The organism is Paraburkholderia sp. A3BS-1L, from assembly GCF_051125215.1.
Lineage (GTDB): Bacteria > Pseudomonadota > Gammaproteobacteria > Burkholderiales > Burkholderiaceae > Paraburkholderia.
This window is the reverse complement of record NZ_CP120446.1, coordinates 327,802-351,012: the sequence shown is the minus strand read 5'-3', so window position 1 is coordinate 351,012 and position 23,211 is coordinate 327,802. Positions and strand designations below refer to the sequence as shown.

Here is a 23,211-nt window from a genome sequence, read left to right as displayed (position 1 = left end):
CACCAGCAGACCAGAACTCACTTGACGACCAGCACCTTCGAGCGGTCAAAGGCCACGGTCACCGCGACGATCAGGATCAGCCCAAACACGATCTGCTGCGCAAACACGCTGATACCGACAAAGGTCATGCCGACCCGTGCGACCGACACCAGCAACGCGCCGACCAGCGTCCGGGCGATGCCGCCCGAACCACCCGTGAGCGCCGTCCCGCCGACGATCACCGCGGCTATTGCCGGGAGCAGGAACTGATCGGCGAGCGTGGGCGAACCACTCCCCAACCGCCCGGCCATCACCACCCCAGCCAGACCGGCAAAGAACGACGATGTCGCGAACACGAGACATTTGGTCACCGACACGCGAAGGCCCGACGCGATTGCAGCGGGTTCCCCAGCGCCGATCGCATCGGTATGCCGCCCGAAGACCGTCGAGCGATGCAGGAACACGCAGAATGCGAACACTGCAATGCCGAGCAGGATCTCGTGCGGAATACCGAATGAAGACCCTGTGGTCCAGCCGAGTGAGGCGTTGCGCATCTCGTCGCTGATCCCGATCGAGCGCGTGCCCGAGAGCGCCAGCGCAGCGGCCGATGCGATCCCGCCCACCGCGAGCGTCGCGATGAATGAAGGAATCCGAAGCATGGTCTGGAGTACGCCGCTCAGCAGGCCGACGCTAAACGATGCCGCAAGCGCGACAACCGCGGCCAGCGCGCCATAACGCGGCAACAGCATCGCGACGATCACGCTCGAGAGCGACGCCACCGCCTGCAATGACAGGTCGATGCTGCCGAGCAGCACGACGAAGGTCGTGCCGGCCGCCATGATGAATAATGTGGAGCTGTCGGCCAGCAAGCCAAGCTGCGTCGATGGCGCAAGAAAACCATGCTGCGCGATCTCGATCAGCAGATAAAGCGCAATGAGGGCGATAAAGGGGGCGTTTTCGCCGAGTCTCGCCTTGAGGGGAGCGTTCAGGAATGACATGTTGACCTCAGACCATGTGTTCGACAATTTCAACCTGCGAGGGCTTGTGTCCGACCTCGCACGGCAGGATCGTTTGCGCCCGACCGTCGCGCATCACCATCACGCGATGACTGAGGCCAAGGATCTCTTCGAGCGTGTCGCCGGTCAGCACAACGGCGACACCCTCCGCCGTCAGTTCGCGAATGAGCTGATAGACCTCCTCCTTCGCTCCCACGTCGAGCCCTCGCGTCGGATGATCGAGCACGAGGATCTGGCTGCCCGCGAAACGCCATTTCGCGAGCACGACCTTTTGCTGATTGCCACCTGAGAGGTTGCGGCAGGATGCGTCGGGGCCAGGCGTCTTGATATGCAGACGCTGGATCCATTCGTTGGCAAGCGCGCGTTCGCTTGCCTTCTTCACCACGCCAGCACGGCTGACGGCACCCAGACGCGGCAACGTCAGGTTTTGCGCCACGCTCATCTGGGTCACGAGGCCTTCGACCTTTCGCTCACGCGGAACGTATCCGACACCCAGGGCGACGGCATGATTCGCCTGCGGCCTGAGACGGGTCGTGCCCACTCTCACTTCGCCGGCGTCGAGCTTTTCGAGCCCCGCGATCACCCGGCACAGTTCCTCGCGCCCTGATCCGACCACGCCCGCCACGCCGAACACCTCGCCGCGGAACACCTCGAACGACACGTCGTTCAGAGAATGTCCCAGCGAGGCGTGGCTCACCGACAAGGCCACCTCGTCGCGACAGGGCTTTTGCAGGTTCTCGCGGTAGTACTCACCGTGCAGTGAACGGCCCACCATCAATTCGTGGAGTTTCGTCACCGAAGCGGTACCGGCCGGCATTTCGGCGACCACCTTGCCATCCTTCATCACATATACCCGGTCGCTGAGCGTCAGCAGTTCGTCGAGCCGGTGCGACACGAACACGAACGACGCGCGCGACTTGAGTTCGCTCACGAGCCGGAACAGGATTTCGATCTCCGCGGCCTCGAGCACCGAGGTGGGCTCGTCGAGCAGAATGACCGGCGTGCCACCGGTCCGGCTCGCGAGAGAAAGGGCTCTCGCGAGCTCCACCATCTGGCGCTGGCCGAACGACAGGTCCTCGCACAAAGCCAGGGGGTCGACGTCCAGATGCACCGTGGCAAGCTCCTTGAGCGCCGCGCGCTTGAGCTTTGCCCAGTTCAGCCGTCCGAACGTGACGAACTCCTCTTCGCGCCCCAGGAACAGGTTCTCCGCCACGGTCAGGTTCGGCAGGATCGACTGCTCCTGATAGACCATCGCGATACCCTTCGAGGTCGCGTCGCGCGGATTGCGGATGACCAGCGGTTTGCCGTTGAGCGTGATCTCGCCACTGTCGTGGCGGAACGCGCCCGTGAGCAGCTTCATGAGTGTGGACTTGCCCGCGCCGTTCTCGCCGATCAGGCCGACGATTTCATTCGGCCTGATTTCGATGGTGACGTCGTTCAGGGCGAGCACGCCCGGAAAGCGCTTGGTAACGTTCTTGAGTGTCAGCATGTCTATTCTCCCGCCGCTTACTTGACGATGTGCCGACGCGAGCGATTGAGTGCCAGCGTCACCGCAACGATGATCAGTAGCCCCTGCATGCCCTGTTGCACATAGGGCGGCACGCCAAGCAACACCATGCCATTGGCGAGAACGACGGCGATGAGGGTACCGACGAGCGTATTCAGCGGACTGCCGTTGCCGCCGGCGAGCGAGGTTCCACCCACGACGATCGCGGTAATGGCGACAAACAATTGCCCGCTGGCGATGAGTGCATGGCCCTGGCCATATTGCGCAACGGCGAGAATGCCCGCCACGCCATAGAAGGCGCCGGCCAGCGCGAACACGGCAATGCGCACCTGCCTGACCTTCACGCCGCTCAGGCGGGCAAGGTCCTCTCCGCCACCGATGGCCAGAGTGTGACGGCCAAGCAGCGTATGGCGGTAGATAAACCATGCGACGGCAAGCGCCAGTACCGCGATCCACACAGACAGCGGGAGGCCGAGATAGCGCGTAATCGCGATCGAGCGCAGGGCCGTGTCGCTGACCCGGATCGTGTTGCCCGACAGCCATGCCGTGCCGATCCCCGACGCGACAAAGCCCACCGCCAGCGTGGTGATGAACGACGGAATGCGCAGGAACACATGCAGCACGCCATTGGCGAGGCCCAGCACGACACCGGCAGCGACAGCCACCCCCAGCACCCACAGCCCGAAATGGTTGTCGTTGTACGAGTTCTCGACGAGCATCGACACCGTAATCGCGGCAACCGCAACGATACCCTCCGCCGACAGGTCGATGCTGCCGAGCTGAATGACGAAGGTGCCGCCCAGTGCGATGGTGAGCGGAATCGCTGCGGCAATCGCGACGCGCGCCAGGTTCATCGGGTCGAAGAAGTCGTGATTGAGCGTGCCGATGCAAACGCCGAGCGCCACGAGAACCAGCAGCGGCGAGAACTGCCGCACCAGCGTGTGCATCGAAACGGACGAGGTGCCCGGGGTTGTTGTATGGATGGCCTGCCGGGTGGGCGCTGCAGTGAGCTTGTTCATCGATACACCACGGATCCCGCCACGCGGGCATAGAGGTTGTTCCAGTCGGCGCTCGGATCCTTCTCGCGAGCCATGACGCTCTGCACGTTGGACTTCGTTACGAGCGTCGCCTTGCAGAACGACTCACGCCGGTCCTTCGGCAGGGCTGCGACATTGACCTTCTTCTCTTTCGTCTGCAGCCCCATCGACAGGCCAATGCCGCCGAGCCAGTACGGATCCCAGTCCACAGTCGTGACGAGTTCGCCCACTTTGACGGCCGCAAGCCCGGGCGTGGTGCCATCCATTCCGGAAACCGGCAACTGGCCGGCGAGTCCCTCTGCGCGAAGCGCTTCGATCGCGCCGAGCGCCATGTCGTCGTTCGCCGCCCATACGCCCTTGACCTTCGAGTTGAAACGCGTAAGCCACGCCTGCATGATCGGGAAGGCCTTTTGCGAATCCCAGTCGGCGACCTGGAAGTCCAGCAACTGGATGCCCGGGAACTTCTTGAGCGCGGCCATCAGACCGGCCTTGCGTTCAATCGCCGGCACATTGCTGAAAATGCCGCCAAGCGCCACAACACCGCCCTTGCCACCCATGGCCTTGAACAGTTCAGTCGCCGTGGCCTCGCCGTAGGCCACACCGTCGAACGACAGGTGCGCCACGTAGTTCGGGTTGACGTCCCACGGATGAAGATCCTTCGGCTTGTTCCAGATCGTGGTCACGAACGCGCCAGCCTTGGCACACGTCTCGACGATGACGCGTGCGTCCGCCGAATCGTTCGGGTCGACGTTGAGGACAAGGTTGCCCCCGGTCTTCTGCAGCAGCGCGCGAATGTCCGCGATGCCCTTTTCCGAACTGCCTTCGGTGGTCAGCGGCACATACGGCAGTCCGACGCTCTTCGCAAAGTCCTGCGCGCCCCTGTTGAAGGCGGTGTAGTACGGATTGGTCAACGAACGGAACGAGCAGGCCAGCGTGGTCTGTCCCGCGCCGAACGACAGGCCTGACATGCCACTGCCTGCCAGGGCGAATGCTGCCCCTGCACCCAGCTTGATGAAATCGCGGCGTGACACGCCTGCGCGCTGATCTTCTGTGGACATGATGTCTCCTCCGAGCAAAGCACCCTGCAATCAGGGTCGTTAATAAATAACTGGATATTTACAGAATGCCTGGAAGATGTCTTGCGACACCCTCCCTTGCCAGCCTCGCGACCCGGGGTCAGGCTGCGGCAGCCTCATGGGTTGCCGCGCTGCCCGACATGGCTGCGAGACATCCGGACACGCGCACCGGCTGCGCCGCGAGGCCGCGAATCAGGTCCGCGGCCTTTTCGGCAATCATCAGCGTGGGCGCGTTCGTGTTCGAACTGACGATACGCGGCATCACCGACGAATCCGCGACACGCAGGCCCTCGATGCCGTACACGCGCAATTGCGGATCCACGACAGACTGGTCATCGACGCCCATCTTGCAGGTACCGACCGGGTGATACCCCGTGCGTCCATACTGCTGCGCGTAGGCCTCATACTCGGCCTGCGAACGGACCTGACCACCCGGGAAGTGCTCGCACTTGATGTACTTGCGCAAGGCGTTCTGGCTCATGATTTCGCGGCTCTGGCGCACCCCCTCGACCGCCACCTTCAGGTCGTACGGATCACGGATGTAGGCCGGATCGATGATCGGCGCATCGGCCGGGTCTGCGCTGTGCAGCGCAACGCTGCCGCGGCTGCGCGGGCGCAGGAAATAGGAATTGAGCGTGCAGCCCGAACCCGACGGCACAGGGGGCACACCGGCCTCGACACCCGCACCCGGCAGAAAATGGAACTGGAGGTCGGGAGTCGGCACGCTGCTATCGGAATACCAGAACGCGCCACCTTCGGCGATGTTTGACGTCACCGGCCCCTTGTTGAACAGTTTGTACTCGAGTCCCGCGAGCAGCATCATGTGCTTCTTCGCATACTTGTCGAGGCTGTAAGGGCCGTTGAGCTCGTAGACGATATCGATATCGAAGTGATCCTGCAGATTCTGGCCGACTCCGTTCAGTGCATGCACGGGCTTCACGCCCGCGCGCTCCAGATCGTCGGGACGGCCAATGCCGGAAAGCATCAGCAGCTTCGGCGAACCGATGGCGCCAGCAGTCACGATCACTTCACGTTCGGCGCGCGCGATCGTCACGTTGGCGCGCTGGCCACGCGGCGCGAATTCGACACCCGTTGCGCGCCCGTTTTCGATCACGATGCGCGAAACCAGGCAGTCCGTGCGGATTGTGAGATTGGGCCGCGTGCGTGCATCGCGCAGATAACCCACTGCCGCACTGCAGCGCCTGCCGTTGCGCTGGGTCACCTGATAGACGCCGACGCCTTCCTGCCGTGGGCCATTGAAGTCGCTGTTGTAGGGCAGGCCGGCTTCCTGACCGGCGATCACGAAGGCCTTGGTGAGCTCGTTGACGCTGATGAGATCGGAGACCCCGAGCGGGCCACCCACACCGTGATACTCGTTGCACAGGCGCTCGTTGTCTTCCATGCGCCGCAGGTACGGCAGGACTCCGTCGCGAAACCCCCAGCCCGTGCAACCGTCGCGCTCCCAGCCGTCATAGTCGGCGGGCTGGCCGCGCGTATAGACCATCGCATTGATCGAGCCGCCGCCGCCGAGCACGCGGCCCTGCGCGAAAGGAATCTGCCGCCGCTGTGTTTCCGTCGCCGCCACGGTACGATAACCCCAGGTCAACGGACCGCCCGTCATTTTGAAGAACCCTACCGGCATATGGATGTAGGGGTCGGTGTCGGCGGGGCCTGCCTCGAGCAGCAGCACCCGGCTGCTGGCGTCCTCGCTCAGACGCGCCGCCAGTGCGCAACCCGCCGCGCCACCACCCACGATCACATAGTCATACATTGCTGTCTCCGATACTCTGTTCTGCTGTCATACGCTGCGTATGGCATCAACGTCCGGCGCGGCGCGTTTTGACCACGCGTTTTGACCACGCGTCCTGACCGCGCTTTTGTCGCGCACCATGCGCGTCAGGCCATCCAGCGCGGCCGGTTGCCCATCTGGATATGCACCGATTTGAGCTCCGTGTATTCCTCTACGCCGTAACGTCCCGTTTCGCGTCCGATGCCCGACTGCTTGACCCCGCCGATCGGCATTTCTGGGCCGCCCGTGATCGTGCAGTTCACCCAGATCCGGCCAGCCTGCACTTCGCGGAAACTCTGGATTGCGCCTTGCAGGTCGCGCGTCCAGATGCTGGCCGCGAGGCCATAGGGCACACCGTTCGCGAGCTGGATCGCCTCCTCGAAGGTGTCAAACGATGTGACTGACAGCACAGGGCCGAAGATTTCCTCCTGTGCGAGCGCGCTGTGCGGCTGCACGTTGCGGAACACGGTCGGCTCGATGAAGAACCGCTCGCCCTCGCTGCTGGCCGTGCCGCCCCAGACAAGCTGCGCGCCATCGCGCCCGCCGGCGTCGATGAAACTGCGGATCTTGTCGAACTGGCGTGCTTCCACAATGGCGCCGACATGATTGGACGCATCGAGCGGATCGCCCACCCGCACCTTCTCCAGCACGGCCTTCACGCGCTCGACCAGTGCCTGTTCGACCGAGCGATGCACGACGAGGCGGCTGCCCGACACGCAGCACTGGCCCGCGTTGAACGAGATGCCGAAGGCAATGGCGTCGGCCGCGTCGTCAAGATCGGCATCCGCGAACACGATCTGCGGATTTTTGCCGCCCAGTTCGAGACCGACCTTTTTCATGTTGCCGCCAGCCGCGGCGAGCACCGAACGCCCCACCGGCGTCGAGCCGGTGAACGAAATCATGTCGACATCCATGTGTTCCGCGAGCGCCTGGCCGACCACCGACCCGAGGCCGGTCACCACGTTCACGACACCGTCGGGCAGGCCCGCCTCGGTGAGCAGCGCGGCGAGCTTGAGCGTTGTGCTCGATGTGAGCTCGGCCGGCTTGACGACGGCTGTGCAACCCGCCGCCAGCACGAACGGCAGACGCTCGGAAAGGATGAAGAACGGGAAATTCCACGGCGTGACAATGCCAACCACACCGATTGGCTGGCGCACGACGACACCAAACAGATCGCGGCCGAGCGTGTCATGCGTATCGCCGTGCACGACGCGTGCGAGGCCCGCTGCGTATTCCCAGATGCCTGCCGCCGCGCTGATTTCGCCGCGGGACTGTCCAATCGGCTTGCCGCTTTCGAGCGTCTCCAGATACGCGAGCGTCTCCACATTCTCACGGATGAGCCGCGCAGCATTCAGCAGCACCGTCGCACGTTGCTCGCCGGAGAGCCGCGACCAGCGGCCGTCGTCGAATGCACGGCGCGCCGACGCGACAGCCACATTCAGGTCCTCAACGGTGGCTCGTGCGGTCGACGTCACCGGCACACCGTGGCCTGGGCTCTTGCGCGTCACGAATTCGCCCGACTTCCCTGCGCAGTCCTTGCCATCAATATACATCGGACTGCGAATTGGTTCAGCCGGAAGACCCAGTGTTGCTGCAAGTTCATTCAGATTGTTCATACCTGCCTCCAGAATTTGCTCGTCACGCGTGCATCGAAAGCGCACCGCGCGTGCGGGACACGGCTCTGACAAGGGAACGTCCCACGCATTTTTTTGCGCCCATTTTGCACCATCCGGTTACTTCCTCGCAATGTCTTTTTGGTCTATAGTCGCTGGCATGATGCGAGCGCAAACAGCGCCGCTCCCGACTACCTTTTTCCAGCGACCACCCAACATGACTCTTGTGACCACGCCCCCGGGCAAGGCATCCAAAACCGCCAAGGCAGCCACGGCAAAGCCGCCCAAACAGCGAGACCCCGAGGTGACTCGGGCGCGCATTCTCGAAGCCGCGAAAATGGAGTTCGCCAAACTCGGTCTGGCCGGTGCCCGCGTGGAGGCCATCGCGACGCGCTCGAAAGCCAACAAGCGGATGATCTATCACTACTTCGGGAGCAAGGAGGGGCTGTTCGTGGCCGTGCTCGAAGATGCCTACGCCGACATCCGCATGGCTGAACTGAAGCTCGACCTCGATCATCTCTCCCCTGAAGAAGCCATCGTCGCGCTCACCACGCATACGTGGAACTACTACTTGAAGAACCCGGAGTTTATGACGCTCGTGAGCAGCGAGAACCTTTACAAGGCACGCCACCTGAAGAAGTCTGCACGGTTCACTGAACTGCATCATGATTTCATCTCGATGTTGCAACGCATACTCGATCGCGGCGTCGAAGCGCGTGTGTTCCGCAGCGGCGTCGACGCCCGGCAACTGCACATTACGATGGCCGCAATCGGGTACTACTACCTGACCAATCGCCACACGAGCGGCCTGATTTTCGACATCGACTTCATGAGCAAGGACGCGCTGAAAGCAAGGCTCGACTTCAACATCGAGACGGTGCTCCGACTGCTGCGCCCCTGACCCCGCGTATTGGGCGAAAGCGCGGCATGCCGGCGCTTGCGCCTTCTCCTGCAGCTCCTGCACGCGCTCAGGCCGCCTTTTCCTGCTTTCCCTGCTTCGCCTGCATCAACAGCGCCTCGTCCACCAGCGGACAAAATGCCATTCGCGCAAGCACGTCCCGCTCGACGTCAATCCCCGGCGCGACCTCGATCAGCCGCACACCGTCCGGCTCGAGGCGAAACACGGCACGCTCGGTCACATAGAGCACTTCCTGACCGGCGATACGCGCCTGCTCGCCGCTGAATGTGATGTGCTGGACGCGCTCGACGAGCTTGGGCACGCTGCCCGGGCTCACGATGTTCACGCGCGCCCCCACCTGTTCGACCTGCAACCCCTTCGCTTCGAAGGTGCCGCAAAACACGATTTTTCGCGCACCCTGCGTGATGTCGATGAAGCCCCCGGGACCGACCACGGTCGCGCCGAGCTTCGATACATTGATGTTGCCGTTGCCGTCCATCTCGCCCATGCCGAGGAAAGTGACATCCACGCCGCCGCCGCTGTAAAAGTCGAACTGGTCGACACTCGACAGGATTGCATCGGCGTTGCGCGCCGTGCCGAACATCGGGCCGTCGAGCATGGCGCCGTTGTGGATGCCCTGCTCCACCGACCCCCAGAAGGTGCCAAGCCGGCCCTGCGCCGCGAGAATGGCGGGAATGCCCCCCGGAATGCCGAAGCCAAAGTTCGCCGACAGCCCTTCGTGCAACTCCTGCGCCGCTCGCGCCGCGACGATGTGGCGAATGCCCGTGGGAATCTCGTAGAATCCCTCGCCGATCAGGCTCACTGCTTCGCCGCTAAGCGCCGGGTCGTAGTCCGCAACGACGCATTGCACCTGCTCAGGCGTCTCGACCAGCGTATTGACCAGGATGCCGGGAATGCGCACGAGCCGGGCCGGCACATAACCGCCGGGCGCGCGCTCCTGCACCTGCACGATGACCCGGCCGCCACTGTTGTGCGCCGCGAGCGCCGCCGCGTAGACATCGAGATCCGCAGGCTCATGGCGCAGCGTGACATTGCCACTTGCGTCGGCCGATGAGCCGCGCACGATCGCGAAATCCACCTTGAACGGCTTGTAGCGCAGATACTCGCGCCCATCCAGCTCAATCAACTCCACCAGGTCTTCGGTTGCGCGAGCATTGATCTTGCCGCCGTCGATACGCGGATCGACAAAGGTGCGCAGTCCGACGTGCGTGACGAGGCCCGGGCGACCCGCCCCAATTTCCCGCAGCAACGTGGAAATCACGCCCGCAGGGAAACTGTAGGCTTCGATGGCCTCGTCTTTCGCCTGGCGCTGCATCTCGGGCGCCCAACTCCAGTGTCCGCCGATCACGCGCTTGACCATGCCCAGGTGAGCCAGGCGTCCGAGCCCGCTACCCAGTCCGTCCCCGATGCCGAGCGCATGGACCACCGTCAGGTCGCGTGGATGCCCGGTTTCGAGAAAGCGCTGTTCGAGCTTCGCGAGCACCGCATCCGGCTCGAGCACACCGCCACCGTTACTGGCCAGCGCGATCGTCGCGCCATCGAAAATCTGCTCGACCGCGTCCGCGGCCGCCATCCACTTGTTCAACACATCCTCCATTCAGATTGACCGAAAAGCTCGTTGACAGCGGCCGTTCGTTGGTCTTAAATAACCATCCAGATGGTTACTTGTTGCCAATGTTGGCACATGAACCGCGGCAATTCAAGACGTGTTGCGCAGAGCTCGGGTTTACCTGCATGGGCTCTATACGGCGCCAGAACAGGTAAAGCCATGATGAATGGAGACGGCATGAAACTCTCAGAAACGCACGGGCAGATCCGTGAAACCACGCGACGTTTTGCGCAGGAGGTGATCCGCCCGCTGGCCGAGGCCCTCGATCGCGAGGAACGTTTTCCGGCGGAGATCTACCAGCAGATGGGCGAGCTGGGCCTGTTTGGCATCACGGTGCCCGAGGCGTTCGGCGGCGCCGGGCTCGACGTCACCGCCTATGCGCTCGTAATGGAGGAGCTGTCGCGCGGCTATGCGTCGGTTGCCGACCAGTGCGGCCTGCTCGAGCTGGTCGGCACGCTGCTTTCCGTGCACGGCACCGATGCGCAGCGCGCGAAGTACATGGAGCCGCTGTTGCGCGCGAAGCTGCGGCCCGCGTACTGCATCACCGAGTCCGACGCTGGCACCGACGTATCGGGCATCCGCACCACCGCGACACGTACGCCCGATGGCTGGGAACTCAGCGGCGCCAAGCTGTGGATTCACAACGCGCCGGTCGCGGATCTGGCTTTCGTGCTGGCACGTACCGACCCGAGCGCCGGCAAACGCGGCATGAGCATCTTTATCGTCGACTGCCAACTGCCGGGTGTCTCGAAGGGACCGAAGGAACACAAGATGGGGCAGCGTGCGTCGCAGGTCGGCGAGCTCCATTTCGAGCGTGTGAAGCTTCCGCACGACGCCCTGCTTGGGCCGGAGGGCCGCGGTTTTCACATCATGATGAGCGTGCTCGACAAGGGACGCGTAGGCATTGCCGCACTTGCAGTCGGGATCGCGCAGGCGGGGCTGGAAGCGGCGCTCGACTATGCACAGACCCGCAAGCAGTTCGGCAATCCCATTGCCGATTTTCAGGGAATCCAGTGGATGCTCGCCGACATGGCGAAGGATATTCAGGCCGCGCGCCTGCTGGTGCACGACGCGGCGGAGCGGCTCGAAACCGGCGACAGGGCGAGCATCGCCTGCTCGATGGCCAAGTGCTTTGCGGGCGACACGGCGGTCAGGCACAGCGCCAACGCCGTGCAGATTTTTGGCGGCAGCGGCTACATCCGCGGTTATGAAGTCGAGCGGCTCTATCGCGACGCGAAAATCACGCAGATCTACGAAGGTACGAACCAGATCCAGCGCACCATCATTGCACGCGACCTGATCGCGAACGGAGCCGCGGTATGAGCACGCGTCCCGTTGCACTGGTCACCGGTAGCCGGCGCGGGATCGGCCGGGCGATTGCGGTCGAACTCGGCAGCGCCGGATTCGACGTGGCACTCACAGATGTGGTGGCGTCGGAGGAGCTCGACCAGGCCGTTGCTGAAGTCGAACGCGCCGGTGCCCGAGCGATCGCGGTAGTGTCGGATCTGGCCGACATCGATTCGCATCAGGCCACGCTGCTCGACATCGAAGCGCGGCTCGCGGCGCCGATCGATTGCCTCGTGAACAACGCCGGCGTATCGGTGATGTCGCGCGGCGACCTGCTCGACGTGACGCCCGAGAGCTTCGATCGCTGCGTCGCTGTCAATACGCGCGGCACCTTCTTTCTGACCCAGACGTTCGCCAGGCACCTGCTGGCCCGCACGCAGGCCAGCGTTGCGCATCATCCGAGCGTCATTACGATCACCTCATCGAATGCAATCGCCGCTTCACCGCTGCGCGGTGAGTACTGCGTATCAAAGGCAGGACTGTCGATGGCCAACACCCTGTTCTCGCTGCGCCTCGCCGAGCACGGCATCAGCGTGTATGAGGTGCAGCCCGGCCTTATCGAAACCGAGATGACGGCGCCCTCGCGTGCGCGCTACGACGCGCAAATGGAGCAGGGACTCACCGCCATCAAGCGCTGGGGCACCCCCAAGGAAGTGGCGACCACCGTGCGCACGCTCGCGACGGGCGGCCTGCCCTACAGCGTTGGCCAGGCTATCCGCGTCGACGGCGGCCTGCTCGTGACCAAATACTGATCCGCATATGAACCTGACACTCAAACTCCCGACCGCGTCCGGCACGATCGAAACGTATCGCGTGCAAGGCACGCCGCTCGACGTGCGTATGCCCGCGCGAGCGTTCAATCGCATCGCCTACTCGGCCGCGCACGTGGTGGCCGATCCGCTGCGCGCCGGCGAACTGAATGTGGCACCCGCGATCGACTGGGAACGCACACTCGAATACCGCCGCTATCTGCTGCAGCAGGGCCTCGGCATTGCCGAAGCAATGGACACGGCCCAACGCGGTATGGGCCTGCCGTGGAGCAGCGCGCTCGAACTGATTACGCGCACAATCGAAGAAACGCGCGATATTCCAGGTGCGGCGATCGCGTCGGGCGTCGGCACCGATCACGTGGCGCCGGCTTCGGTCACCACTTGCGATCAGGTGATCCGCGCGTATGCTGAACAACTCGAAGCCGTTCAACGCGTGGGCGGAAGCGTCATCCTGATGGCAAGCCGCGCGCTCGCCCGCGTGGCTCGCTCCGAAGACGATTATCGGCGCGTCTATCGTGAAGTCCTGGCCATGTGCGATCAGCCGGTGATCCTGCACTGGCTCGGAGAGATGTTCGATCCCGAGCTCGCGGGCTACTGGGGCGCAACGGACTATGAGAGCGCGGCACAGGTCTGCCTGGAGGTGATCGACGCGAGTGCCAGTCACGTCGACGGTATCAAGATTTCGTTGCTGGACGACGCGAAGGAAATAGCCTTCCGGCGCCGCCTGCCCCCCAAGGTGAAAATGTACACGGGCGACGATTTTAACTATCCCGCCCTGATCGCAGGCGACGAGGCTGGCTATTCGCATGCGCTGCTCGGCATCTTCGATGCGATCGCACCCGCCGCGTCGCAGGCGCTGGCCGCGCTCGCCGGCGACGACCTCGAGACCTTCAACGCTCTGCTCGCACCAACGGTGCCATTGTCGCGCCACATCTTCCGCGCGCCAACGCAGTATTACAAAACTGGCGTGGTGTTCCTCGCCTACCTGAACGGCTTCCAGGATCACTTCTTCATGCCCGGCGGCCATCACGGCATGCGCCCGCCCGCGTATCTCGCGGACGTGTTCCGCCTCGCCGATCAGGCTCGCCTGTTGCGTGACCCTGCCGACGCCATCGAGCGCGTACGCAAGGTCATGGCGCCTCTTGGCTGCGGAGGCTGATCATGTCGAGCTCATCGGGGCCGGTGCGCCACATGGTGTTTTGCCGCTTCCGCGAAGAGGTCACGCCGCAGCAGCGGCTCGCCTTCTTCGAGCAGATTCGACGACTCGCGGAAATTCCCGGCATCGCGTTCACGAACTTCCAGTGCGGGCCCAACGTCTCTCCCGAAGGTTACGGCATGCGGTTTGGGGACGGCTTCATGATGGACTTCGCGGGCCGCGATGCGTGCTTTATGTACCTGTCACATCCGACCCATCACGCAATCGTCGCCCGGCTCATCGAAGCGCTGGATGGCGGCGTGCACGGACTGCTCGTTTTCGATATCAATCTGGACAATCATGAGAAACCTGCAGGGACGACTCGACCTGTGCTCCATCAACACCGCAACGCTCGGTCACCGCGAGCCACTCAGCCGCACGATTGACCGCATCGCGAGAGCTGGGTTCGGTGCCATTGCGCCGTGGCGTCACGAGGCGGAAAACGCAGACATCGCGCAGATCGCTAGGCAAATCAAGGCGCTTGGCCTGACAGTCAGCGGCTACTGCCGCTCGACGTATCTGCCCGCCGCGACGCAGGCGCAATTCACAGCGAACATCGAAGCGAACAAGGCCGCGCTGCGCGACGCCGCGACGCTCGGCGCGCGCTGCTTCGTGATGGTGGTGGGCGGTTTGCCCGAAGGCAGCCGCGATTTGCACGCCGCACGCACACAAGTCACCGATGGCATTGCGCAACTGCTGGGAACTGCCCGCGAGTGTGGCGTCCCGCTCGCACTCGAACCGTTGCATCCCATGTATGCGGCCGATCGCGCCGTACTCAACACGCTTGCACAGGCGCTGGAGATCTGCGAGGCCGTTGACCCCGGGTGCAGCGGCTTTCTGGGCGTTGCGATCGACGCTTACCACTGCTGGTGGGATCCTGACCTGTATGCATCGATCGAGTCCGCGGGCCGCACGGGCCGGATACTCGCGTATCACGCATGCGACTGGCTACGTGAGACGCGCGACCTGCTCCTCGACCGCGGCATGATGGGCGACGGGGTAATCGATCTACCTGCGCTGCGCGGCGGCGTCGAGCGCGCCGGTTACGAAGGACCCATTGAAGTCGAAATATTCTCGAAAGAGAACTGGTGGCGCCGCGATCCGGACGAGGTGCTCCAGGTCTGCGCACAACGGCTTCAGACAATATGTTGATCGATGGATTGAACCAGACAGGAAGACAACCATGCGAGACATGATCCGATGGGGCGTACTCGGTGCGGCACGCATCGCCGACAATTTTGTGGTGCCGGCCATCCAGCGCTCGAGCAACAGCCGCGTAGTCCGTGTGGCCGCCCGCGATCGCGAGCGCGCCGCCACGTTCGCGGCGAAGCACGGCATACCCGCCACCTGCGCGACCTACGGCGAGGTCATAGAAAGCGATGCGGTCGATGCGGTGTATATCCCGTTACCGACTGCCAGTCACTTCGAGTGGTGCAGGAAAGCGCTGCTTGCCGGCAAGCATGTCCTGTGCGAGAAGCCGATTGCAATGACCGCCAGTCAGGTTCGGGAGCTGATCGCGCTTCGCGACGCGACCGGTCTGTTGTGCGGCGAAGCCTTCATGGTCGCGCATCATCCGCAATGGGCGTTCGTGAGGGATCGCATCGCCGATGGAACGCTTGGCACGCTCGAACTCGTGGAGGGCTCCTTTACCTACTTCAATGATGATCCCGCCGCGCTCAAGAATAATCTCTCGCTTGGCGGCGGCGGCGTGCGCGACATCGGCGTCTACCCGGTCGTGACAACACGCATTGCGACAGGACTTGAACCGCTTTCGGTCAGCGCCGACATTACCGTGGATCCGCGCTACGGTACCGACAGGCTCGCCCTCTGCAATCTGGAGTTCCCCGGTTTTCGTTTGCACTTCTACTGCGGCACACAGCTCGCGCGACGCCAGCACATGATGTTCCATGGTTCCAGGGGATGGCTTTGCGTCGATGCGCCATTCAATCCGGGCGTATACGGCAAACCACAAATCACCCATCGCTCCGATGCAACCGGAAAGATCGAGATTATTGAATTCGAAGATGTCGATCAGTATCAGTTGATGGTGGAAGATTTTGCCGCAGCGCTGAATGACAAGCACCACGAATTCGCGTTCCCACTGGAGAACTCCCTTGGCAACCAGCTCGTGATCGACCAGATTCTGTCGAATATGACGCCATAGCACGTCACTTGACGACACCCGAAACGTTCATGATCAATATCCAGAAGCTTCGGGAGGCTCGCTCCCTCGCTGCCACGCACGCAAACGAAGAGGATGCCGCATTATGGCGGTGGTTCTCGGCCCTCGTTGAGGCTGGAAAAATTCGCTGGTGCCAGTCGGATAAGGGATGGTTCGTTACAGTAAATCGGCGACACGTCGCCATCGAACCGCGCTTTGACGACGCGATCCGCGCGGCAAAGATGCGATCGGAATCGTTGCTCAAGTGATGCCCAGAGCAGTTGATCCGCATTCTTGTTTCGTTTCGTCGCTTTCCGCTCTGCTGCTGCCGCGAAGCTCACCAAGCTGGATTTCTTGTATCTAAATAACATCAACGTCTGCGAACGAGGTGCGCACACATCTCCGCATCCGTTGCTTACGTACCCAACACAGGTAGACAGCAACTAGCTGATTTTCAAATGAAAATATTTGGGGAAGCTAGGCAGCGCCTCGCCAGGCTTGGGTCGCGCTAACCGGAAACCTACACGAAAATCAAAGGAACACCGATTCTGGGAGCTTGTCCGGGAGGAAGGCGCATGGCGTCCGATGACAATGTACTCGAAACCCGACTGGTACGCATGCGCGGCCAGATGCAGGGGATTGGCTACCGCGAAGCGTGCGTGCGGCGCGCGAGAGAGATGGGGATTACCGGCTGGGTGCGTAACCTTATGGACGGCTCAGTGGAGGTATTGGTGCAGGGTTCGCCGAAGCAGCTCGTCGACATGTGCATATGGCTAAGAGAGGGCATGCCCGCCGCCCTCATCGACGAATTCGAGGTAACCGAACTGCCGCCCCCATTTTTCGCGCTTCGACGCCTTCGATCGGTTACCCACGCTGTGACGCCCTCAACTCGGTCGCCTGCGCGGACACAACTCGGGTCGTAGCCGGACGATATGCGGCCGGCCCCTGGCCGGGCGTGTGGGTGCCGCGCTGCAGTCTTGCCGCATGGCGGCCGCGCCCCCGAGCATCGATCAAATTGAGGCTGAACTGCGCTCCCGAACTGCCGGAGGGCACCTCGTAGATTTCATCGCCTCGCGTCATCAAAGTCGGCCCAGCTGACCGGCCATCGGATGATGGGCGCACAAGCGCGTAGATGTGAGGGTCCTTCAGTGTTTCGCACTTCTCAATGGATGCGAGTGAGGTTACGAAGGAGCGAATCGCCGTCCTGCGTCACACGAGGTCGCACAACCCCGCCGGCAAGCCTCTCCATGGTGACAAGCTGACGTTCAAGCAACGTATCAAGTTCTTCCCGTTCGGCAATGTGGTCGGCTGAATCCCTGACCAGCATCAATGTCGCAAATTCATGAGCGCTGAGCATGCTTGCCTCCTGATAGCTTGAGTAGGTGCTGTACGGATTGCGTCGGCTAAGGCGCACGCTTTTGGCGTCGCTTGCCGGTGGTGTCATTCGCTGCAATGGCGCGGGGAGTTGATGGTAGGGGGAACGCAGCGACGCGGCAATCCAGGGGCGTCCCGCATATTGGGCCGATTGGAGCGTGCCGCGCTGCAACGGACGCGGTGGCGATCATACTGGGGCGTGCCGTATCGCTGGCGGGACCAAAAGTCAGGCGAGACCATTTCGCGGTGCTGCGGAAGGTTCGGGCACCCTCATACGCCGACTCGATGAAGGTTTCGGCGCGCCGGAAATTGGGCGGATCGCTGATGGCGTCGTTCGGCCAGTAACCCGTTTCAGCCAGCTTGGATCTTCCGCTACGCGCCCTATACTAGATGTGAGCCGCGCGGAAGCCGGCCCTGAAGCAGCAAAGGACGGGAATCTCCGTTCAATGGGGCGCGGCAGCGGGGCCACGGAAACGCCTGCGTGAACAACGTGGGCGTTTTCTTTGGGCGGTTTTTTTAATGAAAAATCACATAAAGACGGAAAAAGATTCATCCTCACCTGGAGATACGATTTCGCGCACGTCATCAATCCGTTTGCTGCCTCACCTGCTGCGGTAAAACGTACAAATCGCTCGAATGATCGTCGGTCCTCTTAGAACCGAGCTTGCATGAACTGAACAGAGATCGTTAAGTTCCCGCCGCACCGAACACATCCAGCATCCCACGCTGTTCCGCGCCTGTGAAGAAAGTCAGGAGTTCCTCTATTTCGCGATCCGAGATGCGTCGGGCCGCCGGTCGGCCGTCTGGTTTGACCGAAAAATGTACCCATTTCTGGGGCAAGCGAAATTGTCGAGTTGCGGAAGGAAAATTCACACTTTCGCGACACATCGGGGACGCCACCCTGCAATATCCTTCGTGGCAGGCCCGCGAGCGCTAACTTCGAAGACTGAAGAGCCGAAGCAGCTCGTCGCGCAATCCGGAAATGTCGAGGACATGCTGTGCGCGGGTCGCGGCCACATAGAGCAGGCGGAGCTCATCGTCGTCCGGCATCGGGCTGCCGTCAGCCCCGCGCAACCGGAAGTCGTTCGCAACCTTGACCCGCTTCCATTCGAGGCCCTTGGCACGGTGGACGGTCGATATCACATAGTCGGCGGTGCCTTCCTCCGCCGAGTGCTGCGCCAGGGCCCGCAGATAACCGGTCCCCAGCTCATCGACGATGCGCACAACCGGCAGCAGGTCCTGACCGAATGCACTGCGCGCAAACGCCTGTGCGTCGCTCCAGGTCTCGAACAGCGAAAACGCCGCCGGGCGGAACGCCCGCCGGCCGGCCAGCAGCCGGTCTGCACCGTCGGCATAGGCGAGGATCTCGGCCGGACTCATCCGGATCGCCGGTCGGTGTCCCGCCTCGAGTCCCGCGGCGAACTGCCAGATAGCCGTGACGTTTTTCCGGCACAGGATCGCGTCGACCGGCGGCGCCAGCGCGGGATCTTCCACCATGATCGAGCCGATGGCTTCCTGTCCCCGGATGGGCGTGCGTTCACCGAGCAGTGCGAGCAGGCGGCTGGCGAGCGCCGCGAACGTGGCGCCAAAACGGAACGACTCCGTGAGCGCACGTTCGGGCGCGTCGATCTGCGCCATCGCATTGACCGCGCCCCGCCACTCGTAGATTTGCTGGTATGGATCACCCACATAGATGATCTGCGCGTGGCTCTGTCGACCAAGGACCGACAGCATGACACCGTCGCTGTCCTGCGCCTCGTCGAACAGGAGGTAATCGGCTTCGATGCGCGGCTTCGAGAACGCCCAGAGCTTCAGGAGCACATCAGGCGAGATGGCACTCGCGGCGCGCGCCGCCGTGCCCTCTTCCCACAGCCGCCCGACGTAAGGCAGCAGGTAGGTGCGCAGTTGCGCGGCCACCGCTTCGTCGATCTTCTCGTCGACGACAATATGCTGAGTTGCCGGCAGGATGTCAGCGGACCGGCAGAACCGGTCCCGACCATCGGCAATCATGCGCCCGATCTCGAACGGGGCAATCTCGACAGCCTTGCCGGTCACTGTGCGCACTCCCAGGGGGCCAAGCCCGAAGCGTGCGGCAAGTTCGTGCGGCGGCTCGCCCTGAAGGCTCACCCGGCTTTTGAGCGACGGGCTGACAGAGGCCCACGCCATCGAATGCACCGTCCGTGCGCCGACGTGAGGTGGAAAGCGCCGCGCTGCACTCGCCGCGATTTCCCGGTTGAACGCGAGGTACATGCCGCGCCGCTGGCCGAAATGCTCGGCCACGAGCTGAAGCGTGGAGGTCTTGCCAGCGCCGGCAAATGCCTTGATCTTCAGGTCTCCGGCGCCACTCGCCGCCGCGATCACAGCCTGCTGCTCTGCCGTTGGAGTAAAGGTCCTCTTCACGCGATATCCGACCTCATGTGCGTTCGCTCCTGGCGATGTGGGGTCGCTGATTTTCGCATGGCCCACAGCCGGTCGAACGCCCCGGCCCTGAACGCGTCATCGAAACACTGCCGCGTATGACCGTTGGTGACAGCACACCTGGCAGAGGGAAACGCTGAAAGCACCAGTCAAGTCCGAACAAGCTCAAGCCCGTTTTCGGCACACCATTGCCTCAACGCGCTTTCGACAGCGTCGGCTTCAAACGCATACCAGCGCTCGAGAACGCCTTCGCCCTCCAGCAAATCCTTGAAACGCGCATAAGCCCCTTGCCGCCGGAAAAAGCCTTCGACCTGGCCGTAACGTCCAGGCAACTCCTGTGCGGCAAAGCGCAAGGCGAGACGTCTTCCGAGATCGAGCTCGTTCTTGTGCGGTATCGCAAGGTAGCGATCGGACGTTTCAAGGTCGTCAGGGATCTCCTCGTCGAACGCATCATTCGAATCGGAAGTCCACCAGATCTTGCCCGTCTCGAGCGAGACAAACGCGCTATGTTCCATTGGCGCCGCGTTGCTGACGAAGTCGAACGCCATGGAAAGATCATCGTGCCTGACTGCGACCATGGCTCTACTCCGATAGGGTTGTAACGTTCGATCGGCCAGGTTGGCCGCCCGTATCGCTGTGTCGGCGCAGCGACTCAAAGCTCTTCGCTCGGGTCAGCGATATCGAGCCGGAACTGCCATCCTTCCATGCTCATGAGCATTTGCCCAAGATCGTCCCACGAGACCTCCTTGCCGTCGACCACCACGAGTGGCAGGTGTCCTGCCTGCGAATCGTCCCATTCGATGCGCCCGCGCACCGTGCTGTCAATGATCCGGCGCTCCCGAAAATCGATGTGCCTGACCGACAGCGCGCGGCGTATCTTCTCGACGAGTCGCCCGAGCAGCACGAGCACGTCATCGTCGGCTTCGCCGATCAGCTGGAACCGGTAGCCGGCGGGACGTTCTCCGCGTAGCTCAAAGGCGTCCAAGGCAATCCGGTCGCCCAGGAGCCGGAGCTGGAAATGGAACTGGTGGGACTCCCTGTGGCAGTCGATCATCCGGATGGGGTCAAGCCGGACGTTCTCGAAATCGGTGAATCCGGTGGACCCAGCAATCCTGGCATTGAAACACAGGGTGCAAAGCAACTCATAGCTGCCGTCGCCGGAGCCGCAATGTATGGTGTCCCAGGGCGGCGTCTCGTTGCCGCATTGTTCGCATCGCTCGTGTGCCATATCGTGCCTGCCGTAACGGTTCTTCCTGCGATCGCTCGGAGGTCGGATTCCGGTTGCCGTCTTCGAGATTGTTCGTCGCCGTTGACGGCGACAGGTCGCCCAACGAACCCGTAGTCGTAAGCGTGGGAACTGGCAAAAGCCATGCTGCTATTTTGACAGGAACTGCGAGCGCCTGCCGGGCTACAGGGCGAGCAGCACCGGACTTGCGTCGAATGTCCTTACACGAAAGCGAAACATCCTTGGACGGGGCCCACCGCATCACCCGCTTCCCTGCACACGCACTAGATGCCCTGAATTCCGAGGTCAGCCCCTCTTATGTCAATAATGGAGGAATGCGAATCAAATTTCGATAATTAGATTTATGTTAAATTTTGCTCCCGCAAAGCCTTTTGCGCGTCTCTTACCGTTGGTTCAAGTAATTTTGTTCCCGTTTTGCAAGTAATTTTGTTCCCTACCCCCAGGCGAGAGACCAAGCGTGAACTTTCCGGTGCATCGTGCTCGTCGGTCAACGGCTCGCTGAGCAGCCCGTACACTCCAAGCGGCAGGATAACGCAGATAGATCATGAGCACGGCTACGCCGCGCCAGTCATGATCGCCGCGGTGTTGCCGTACGCTCATCGACAGGAAAGGCCAGTTCGAAGCGCTGGGCCGCAGCGAGCAGCTCACGTCGAGGCATTTTTGTTGGTCTCCACGCCGTTATTCTGGTTCCTGGTCCAGCCGGTTCGTGGCGAAACGCCTGCAAAAGGCCTCCGGCGCTTCGAGTTTTTGACCCACCGAATGAGCGATAAACCATCGTCGGTTTCGCACAGGCGGGTGTAATGTTTTGGGTCATCTCGCTGCCCTGGTTGAAGCCCATGATCAATGTTATCCAACCACCTCGAAACAGCGTTGTGTGCCGCCTCGACTTCCCAGTCGGCGGCCTTTTCGAGTAAGTCCGATAGCACTGAATCGTGAACCCACTCGCAACACGATGCAATCTCCTGCTCAGTGTTGAGGGACCCCTTGGTTGTTATCTTCGAACCCTTTGCATATCGAATAAGTCCTGCAGCATGCATGTCATGAGCCAGTTCAACGAAAATCACCCGTTTTGGACTTGGGTTTCGGCCGACGTACGCCGAATTCCGATGTGCCCAACAGAGATCAAGTTCACCAATCGCAACGTCAAATGGACATCGGAACGACCAGTGCTTGCGTTCCTCCGCATGCACCTTGACCCAGTTGTGGTGCCACCCTTCAACCGTCAGTTCCCATTCACACCGACAGATGCCGTGGCGCTCCCGGAGAGAATCCTGGGCATGCCAGGCGCGGGTGACAAAAGAAGGCCGAGCCGCTGAAAACGCGCCGATGCACTTATAGAAGTCAAAGATGCGGGCGAATCCGAGACCTCGTGACCGGAACCGCTCAAGCTTGATTCTGGTCTGCTGCGGAAACTGACAGGTCTCCATGCCCCAAGCGTCTCCGGCCTCCGCAAAGAGAGTCTCAATTGCTTCAGGCATCGGCACCAGGGCACGCAGCTGCCCAAACGCCTGGGCCAACGAGAGGTCTCCCGGAAATCCGTCGTCTCCTGAACGCCATATCTCTCTTCGCGACAGGGATTCTGCGGCCAGGCTAGCGCGGGTGACCCAGTCTCCAAGGAGCGACAGATATTTATCTTCGCCGGAAGGAAAGGAGTTGTCGCAATGCGGCCACGACCTGCAGCGCTCCTGCATCACGACGTTGAGTGCAGCCATGTGTCCGGCCGCGACGGAATCTGCATGCATTCCGACCCATGCGTCTTTCAGTTCGCACATATGGAACGGACATCTGGAAATCCAACTCAGCTCATGCAGATAGCTGTGGTAGCCGCGCTGCGCACATGCGTCGCAATAGCGCACGCGATGACGATCGCGCCTGTTTGGCGGAGGAGCGTAGTGCCCACAATTTTCGAACACGATGGATGGTGAAAAGATAGCCAGGACATCGGGCAACGCTTCATGCAGGATCTCCGACAGACGAACTGCCTCCTCGTGCGGCAGCGGCAAATCTGGGTCCGGGGCGACGTTCAGGAAATTCAGACACCGGCGGCTGCTAATGCCGTTCAACGCCTGGAAGCGGATAACAACCGACAGCCTCGATTCATACGGGCGGAGATTCCCGGGCCACCAGTTGACGGAGGGATAGGTAGTCATATCCG

Annotated in this window: 20 protein-coding genes and 1 pseudogene; 9 read left to right on the top strand and 12 right to left on the bottom strand. The window is 62.1% G+C overall.

All coding sequences use genetic code 11. From position 1 onward, the window contains the following. Positions 1-17 precede the first annotated feature (17 nt). From P5W99_RS37145 to P5W99_RS37120, 6 genes are all read right to left on the bottom strand, one after another. Complete coding sequence (locus tag P5W99_RS37145; protein WP_434668281.1) at positions 18-977, bottom strand: ABC transporter permease; 960 nt, start codon at positions 975-977, stop codon at positions 18-20. Between the two features lie 7 nt (positions 978-984). Further along, complete coding sequence (locus P5W99_RS37140) at positions 985-2,484, bottom strand: sugar ABC transporter ATP-binding protein (RefSeq protein ID WP_434668278.1); 1,500 nt, start codon at positions 2,482-2,484, stop codon at positions 985-987. Between the two features lie 17 nt (positions 2,485-2,501). Then, the gene (locus tag P5W99_RS37135; protein WP_434668275.1) at positions 2,502-3,521 is read right to left on the bottom strand and encodes an ABC transporter permease; all 1,020 of its coding nucleotides are present in this window, start codon (positions 3,519-3,521) and stop codon (positions 2,502-2,504) included. After that, on the bottom strand, positions 3,518-4,597 hold the full coding sequence (locus P5W99_RS37130; protein WP_434668272.1) for a sugar ABC transporter substrate-binding protein: 1,080 nt from the start codon (positions 4,595-4,597) through the stop codon (positions 3,518-3,520). The genes P5W99_RS37135 and P5W99_RS37130 overlap by 4 nt, the downstream gene beginning before the upstream one ends. 118 nt (positions 4,598-4,715) lie before the next feature. Beyond that, positions 4,716-6,386: a GMC family oxidoreductase gene (locus P5W99_RS37125; protein ID WP_434668270.1), complete on the bottom strand. Its 1,671-nt coding sequence runs from the start codon at positions 6,384-6,386 to the stop codon at positions 4,716-4,718. 125 nt (positions 6,387-6,511) lie between these two features. Next, entirely contained in the window at positions 6,512-8,020 is a 1,509-nt protein-coding gene (locus P5W99_RS37120) for an aldehyde dehydrogenase family protein (protein ID WP_434668267.1), read from the bottom strand. A gap of 214 nt (positions 8,021-8,234) precedes the next feature. Between P5W99_RS37120 and P5W99_RS37115 the strand changes: the two genes are divergently transcribed. Beyond that, the gene (locus tag P5W99_RS37115) at positions 8,235-8,918 is read left to right on the top strand and encodes a TetR/AcrR family transcriptional regulator (RefSeq protein WP_434668264.1); all 684 of its coding nucleotides are present in this window, start codon (positions 8,235-8,237) and stop codon (positions 8,916-8,918) included. Positions 8,919-8,985: 67 nt separating this feature from the next. Here P5W99_RS37115 and P5W99_RS37110 read toward each other — a convergent pair whose 3' ends face one another. Further along, positions 8,986-10,533, bottom strand: a complete 1,548-nt coding sequence (locus P5W99_RS37110; RefSeq protein WP_434668261.1) for an acyl CoA:acetate/3-ketoacid CoA transferase — start codon at positions 10,531-10,533, stop codon at positions 8,986-8,988. A gap of 189 nt (positions 10,534-10,722) precedes the next feature. On the opposite strand from P5W99_RS37110, the gene P5W99_RS37105 reads away from it, so the two are divergent. From P5W99_RS37105 to P5W99_RS37070, 8 genes and pseudogenes are all read left to right on the top strand, one after another. Next, complete coding sequence (locus P5W99_RS37105) at positions 10,723-11,868, top strand: acyl-CoA dehydrogenase family protein (RefSeq protein WP_434668258.1); 1,146 nt, start codon at positions 10,723-10,725, stop codon at positions 11,866-11,868. Continuing rightward, a complete protein-coding gene (locus P5W99_RS37100; RefSeq protein WP_434668256.1) occupies positions 11,865-12,644 on the top strand; it encodes a 3-ketoacyl-ACP reductase in 780 nt (259 codons plus the stop codon). Before P5W99_RS37105 ends, P5W99_RS37100 begins: the two co-directional genes overlap by 4 nt. A 7-nt stretch (positions 12,645-12,651) precedes the next feature. Then, positions 12,652-13,821: a dihydrodipicolinate synthase family protein gene (locus tag P5W99_RS37095; RefSeq protein WP_434668254.1), complete on the top strand. Its 1,170-nt coding sequence runs from the start codon at positions 12,652-12,654 to the stop codon at positions 13,819-13,821. A gap of 2 nt (positions 13,822-13,823) precedes the next feature. Next, on the top strand, positions 13,824-14,243 hold the full coding sequence (locus P5W99_RS37090) for a Dabb family protein (RefSeq protein WP_434668251.1): 420 nt from the start codon (positions 13,824-13,826) through the stop codon (positions 14,241-14,243). Beyond that, positions 14,158-15,009: a sugar phosphate isomerase/epimerase family protein gene (locus P5W99_RS37085; protein WP_434668249.1), complete on the top strand. Its 852-nt coding sequence runs from the start codon at positions 14,158-14,160 to the stop codon at positions 15,007-15,009. The genes P5W99_RS37090 and P5W99_RS37085 overlap by 86 nt, the downstream gene beginning before the upstream one ends. Next, positions 14,915-16,021 carry a Gfo/Idh/MocA family protein gene (locus tag P5W99_RS37080; RefSeq protein WP_434668246.1) on the top strand — a complete coding sequence of 369 codons (1,107 nt, stop codon included), beginning with the start codon at positions 14,915-14,917 and terminating at the stop codon, positions 16,019-16,021. The genes P5W99_RS37085 and P5W99_RS37080 overlap by 95 nt, the downstream gene beginning before the upstream one ends. 29 nt (positions 16,022-16,050) lie before the next feature. Further along, positions 16,051-16,287 carry a hypothetical protein gene (locus tag P5W99_RS37075; protein WP_434668243.1) on the top strand — a complete coding sequence of 79 codons (237 nt, stop codon included), beginning with the start codon at positions 16,051-16,053 and terminating at the stop codon, positions 16,285-16,287. Between the two features lie 306 nt (positions 16,288-16,593). After that, a pseudogene (locus tag P5W99_RS37070) lies at positions 16,594-16,897 on the top strand (acylphosphatase). Between the two features lie 283 nt (positions 16,898-17,180). Here P5W99_RS37070 and P5W99_RS37065 read toward each other — a convergent pair. The 5 genes from P5W99_RS37065 to P5W99_RS37045 form a co-directional block, all read right to left on the bottom strand. Next, entirely contained in the window at positions 17,181-17,375 is a 195-nt protein-coding gene (locus P5W99_RS37065) for a hypothetical protein (RefSeq protein ID WP_368692364.1), read from the bottom strand. A gap of 950 nt (positions 17,376-18,325) precedes the next feature. Next, complete coding sequence (locus tag P5W99_RS37060) at positions 18,326-19,792, bottom strand: UvrD-helicase domain-containing protein (RefSeq protein ID WP_434668240.1); 1,467 nt, start codon at positions 19,790-19,792, stop codon at positions 18,326-18,328. Positions 19,793-19,959: 167 nt separating this feature from the next. Next, on the bottom strand, positions 19,960-20,358 hold the full coding sequence (locus P5W99_RS37055) for a hypothetical protein (RefSeq protein WP_434668237.1): 399 nt from the start codon (positions 20,356-20,358) through the stop codon (positions 19,960-19,962). Between the two features lie 104 nt (positions 20,359-20,462). Then, complete coding sequence (locus tag P5W99_RS37050; protein ID WP_434668234.1) at positions 20,463-21,038, bottom strand: DUF7713 domain-containing protein; 576 nt, start codon at positions 21,036-21,038, stop codon at positions 20,463-20,465. 662 nt (positions 21,039-21,700) lie between these two features. Beyond that, positions 21,701-23,206: a hypothetical protein gene (locus tag P5W99_RS37045; protein ID WP_434668231.1), complete on the bottom strand. Its 1,506-nt coding sequence runs from the start codon at positions 23,204-23,206 to the stop codon at positions 21,701-21,703. Positions 23,207-23,211 lie beyond the last annotated feature (5 nt).

Excerpts from the sequence above, each read along its gene's own strand:
- P5W99_RS37145 (WP_434668281.1), bottom strand. The coding sequence starts at position 977 with ATGTCATTCCTGAACGCTCCCCTCAAGGCGAGACTCGGCGAAAACGCC.
- P5W99_RS37140 (WP_434668278.1), bottom strand. The coding sequence starts at position 2,484 with ATGCTGACACTCAAGAACGTTACCAAGCGCTTTCCGGGCGTGCTCGCC.
- P5W99_RS37135 (WP_434668275.1), bottom strand. The coding sequence starts at position 3,521 with ATGAACAAGCTCACTGCAGCGCCCACCCGGCAGGCCATCCATACAACA.
- P5W99_RS37130 (WP_434668272.1), bottom strand. The coding sequence starts at position 4,597 with ATGTCCACAGAAGATCAGCGCGCAGGCGTGTCACGCCGCGATTTCATC.
- P5W99_RS37125 (WP_434668270.1), bottom strand. The coding sequence starts at position 6,386 with ATGTATGACTATGTGATCGTGGGTGGTGGCGCGGCGGGTTGCGCACTG.
- P5W99_RS37120 (WP_434668267.1), bottom strand. The coding sequence starts at position 8,020 with ATGAACAATCTGAATGAACTTGCAGCAACACTGGGTCTTCCGGCTGAA.
- P5W99_RS37115 (WP_434668264.1), top strand. The coding sequence starts at position 8,235 with ATGACTCTTGTGACCACGCCCCCGGGCAAGGCATCCAAAACCGCCAAG.
- P5W99_RS37110 (WP_434668261.1), bottom strand. The coding sequence starts at position 10,533 with ATGGAGGATGTGTTGAACAAGTGGATGGCGGCCGCGGACGCGGTCGAG.
- P5W99_RS37105 (WP_434668258.1), top strand. The coding sequence starts at position 10,723 with ATGAAACTCTCAGAAACGCACGGGCAGATCCGTGAAACCACGCGACGT.
- P5W99_RS37100 (WP_434668256.1), top strand. The coding sequence starts at position 11,865 with ATGAGCACGCGTCCCGTTGCACTGGTCACCGGTAGCCGGCGCGGGATC.
- P5W99_RS37095 (WP_434668254.1), top strand. The coding sequence starts at position 12,652 with ATGAACCTGACACTCAAACTCCCGACCGCGTCCGGCACGATCGAAACG.
- P5W99_RS37090 (WP_434668251.1), top strand. The coding sequence starts at position 13,824 with ATGTCGAGCTCATCGGGGCCGGTGCGCCACATGGTGTTTTGCCGCTTC.
- P5W99_RS37085 (WP_434668249.1), top strand. The coding sequence starts at position 14,158 with ATGAGAAACCTGCAGGGACGACTCGACCTGTGCTCCATCAACACCGCA.
- P5W99_RS37075 (WP_434668243.1), top strand. The coding sequence starts at position 16,051 with ATGATCAATATCCAGAAGCTTCGGGAGGCTCGCTCCCTCGCTGCCACG.
- P5W99_RS37065 (WP_368692364.1), bottom strand. The coding sequence starts at position 17,375 with ATGCTCAGCGCTCATGAATTTGCGACATTGATGCTGGTCAGGGATTCA.
- P5W99_RS37055 (WP_434668237.1), bottom strand. The coding sequence starts at position 20,358 with ATGGCGTTCGACTTCGTCAGCAACGCGGCGCCAATGGAACATAGCGCG.
- P5W99_RS37050 (WP_434668234.1), bottom strand. The coding sequence starts at position 21,038 with ATGGCACACGAGCGATGCGAACAATGCGGCAACGAGACGCCGCCCTGG.
- P5W99_RS37045 (WP_434668231.1), bottom strand. The coding sequence starts at position 23,206 with ATGACTACCTATCCCTCCGTCAACTGGTGGCCCGGGAATCTCCGCCCG.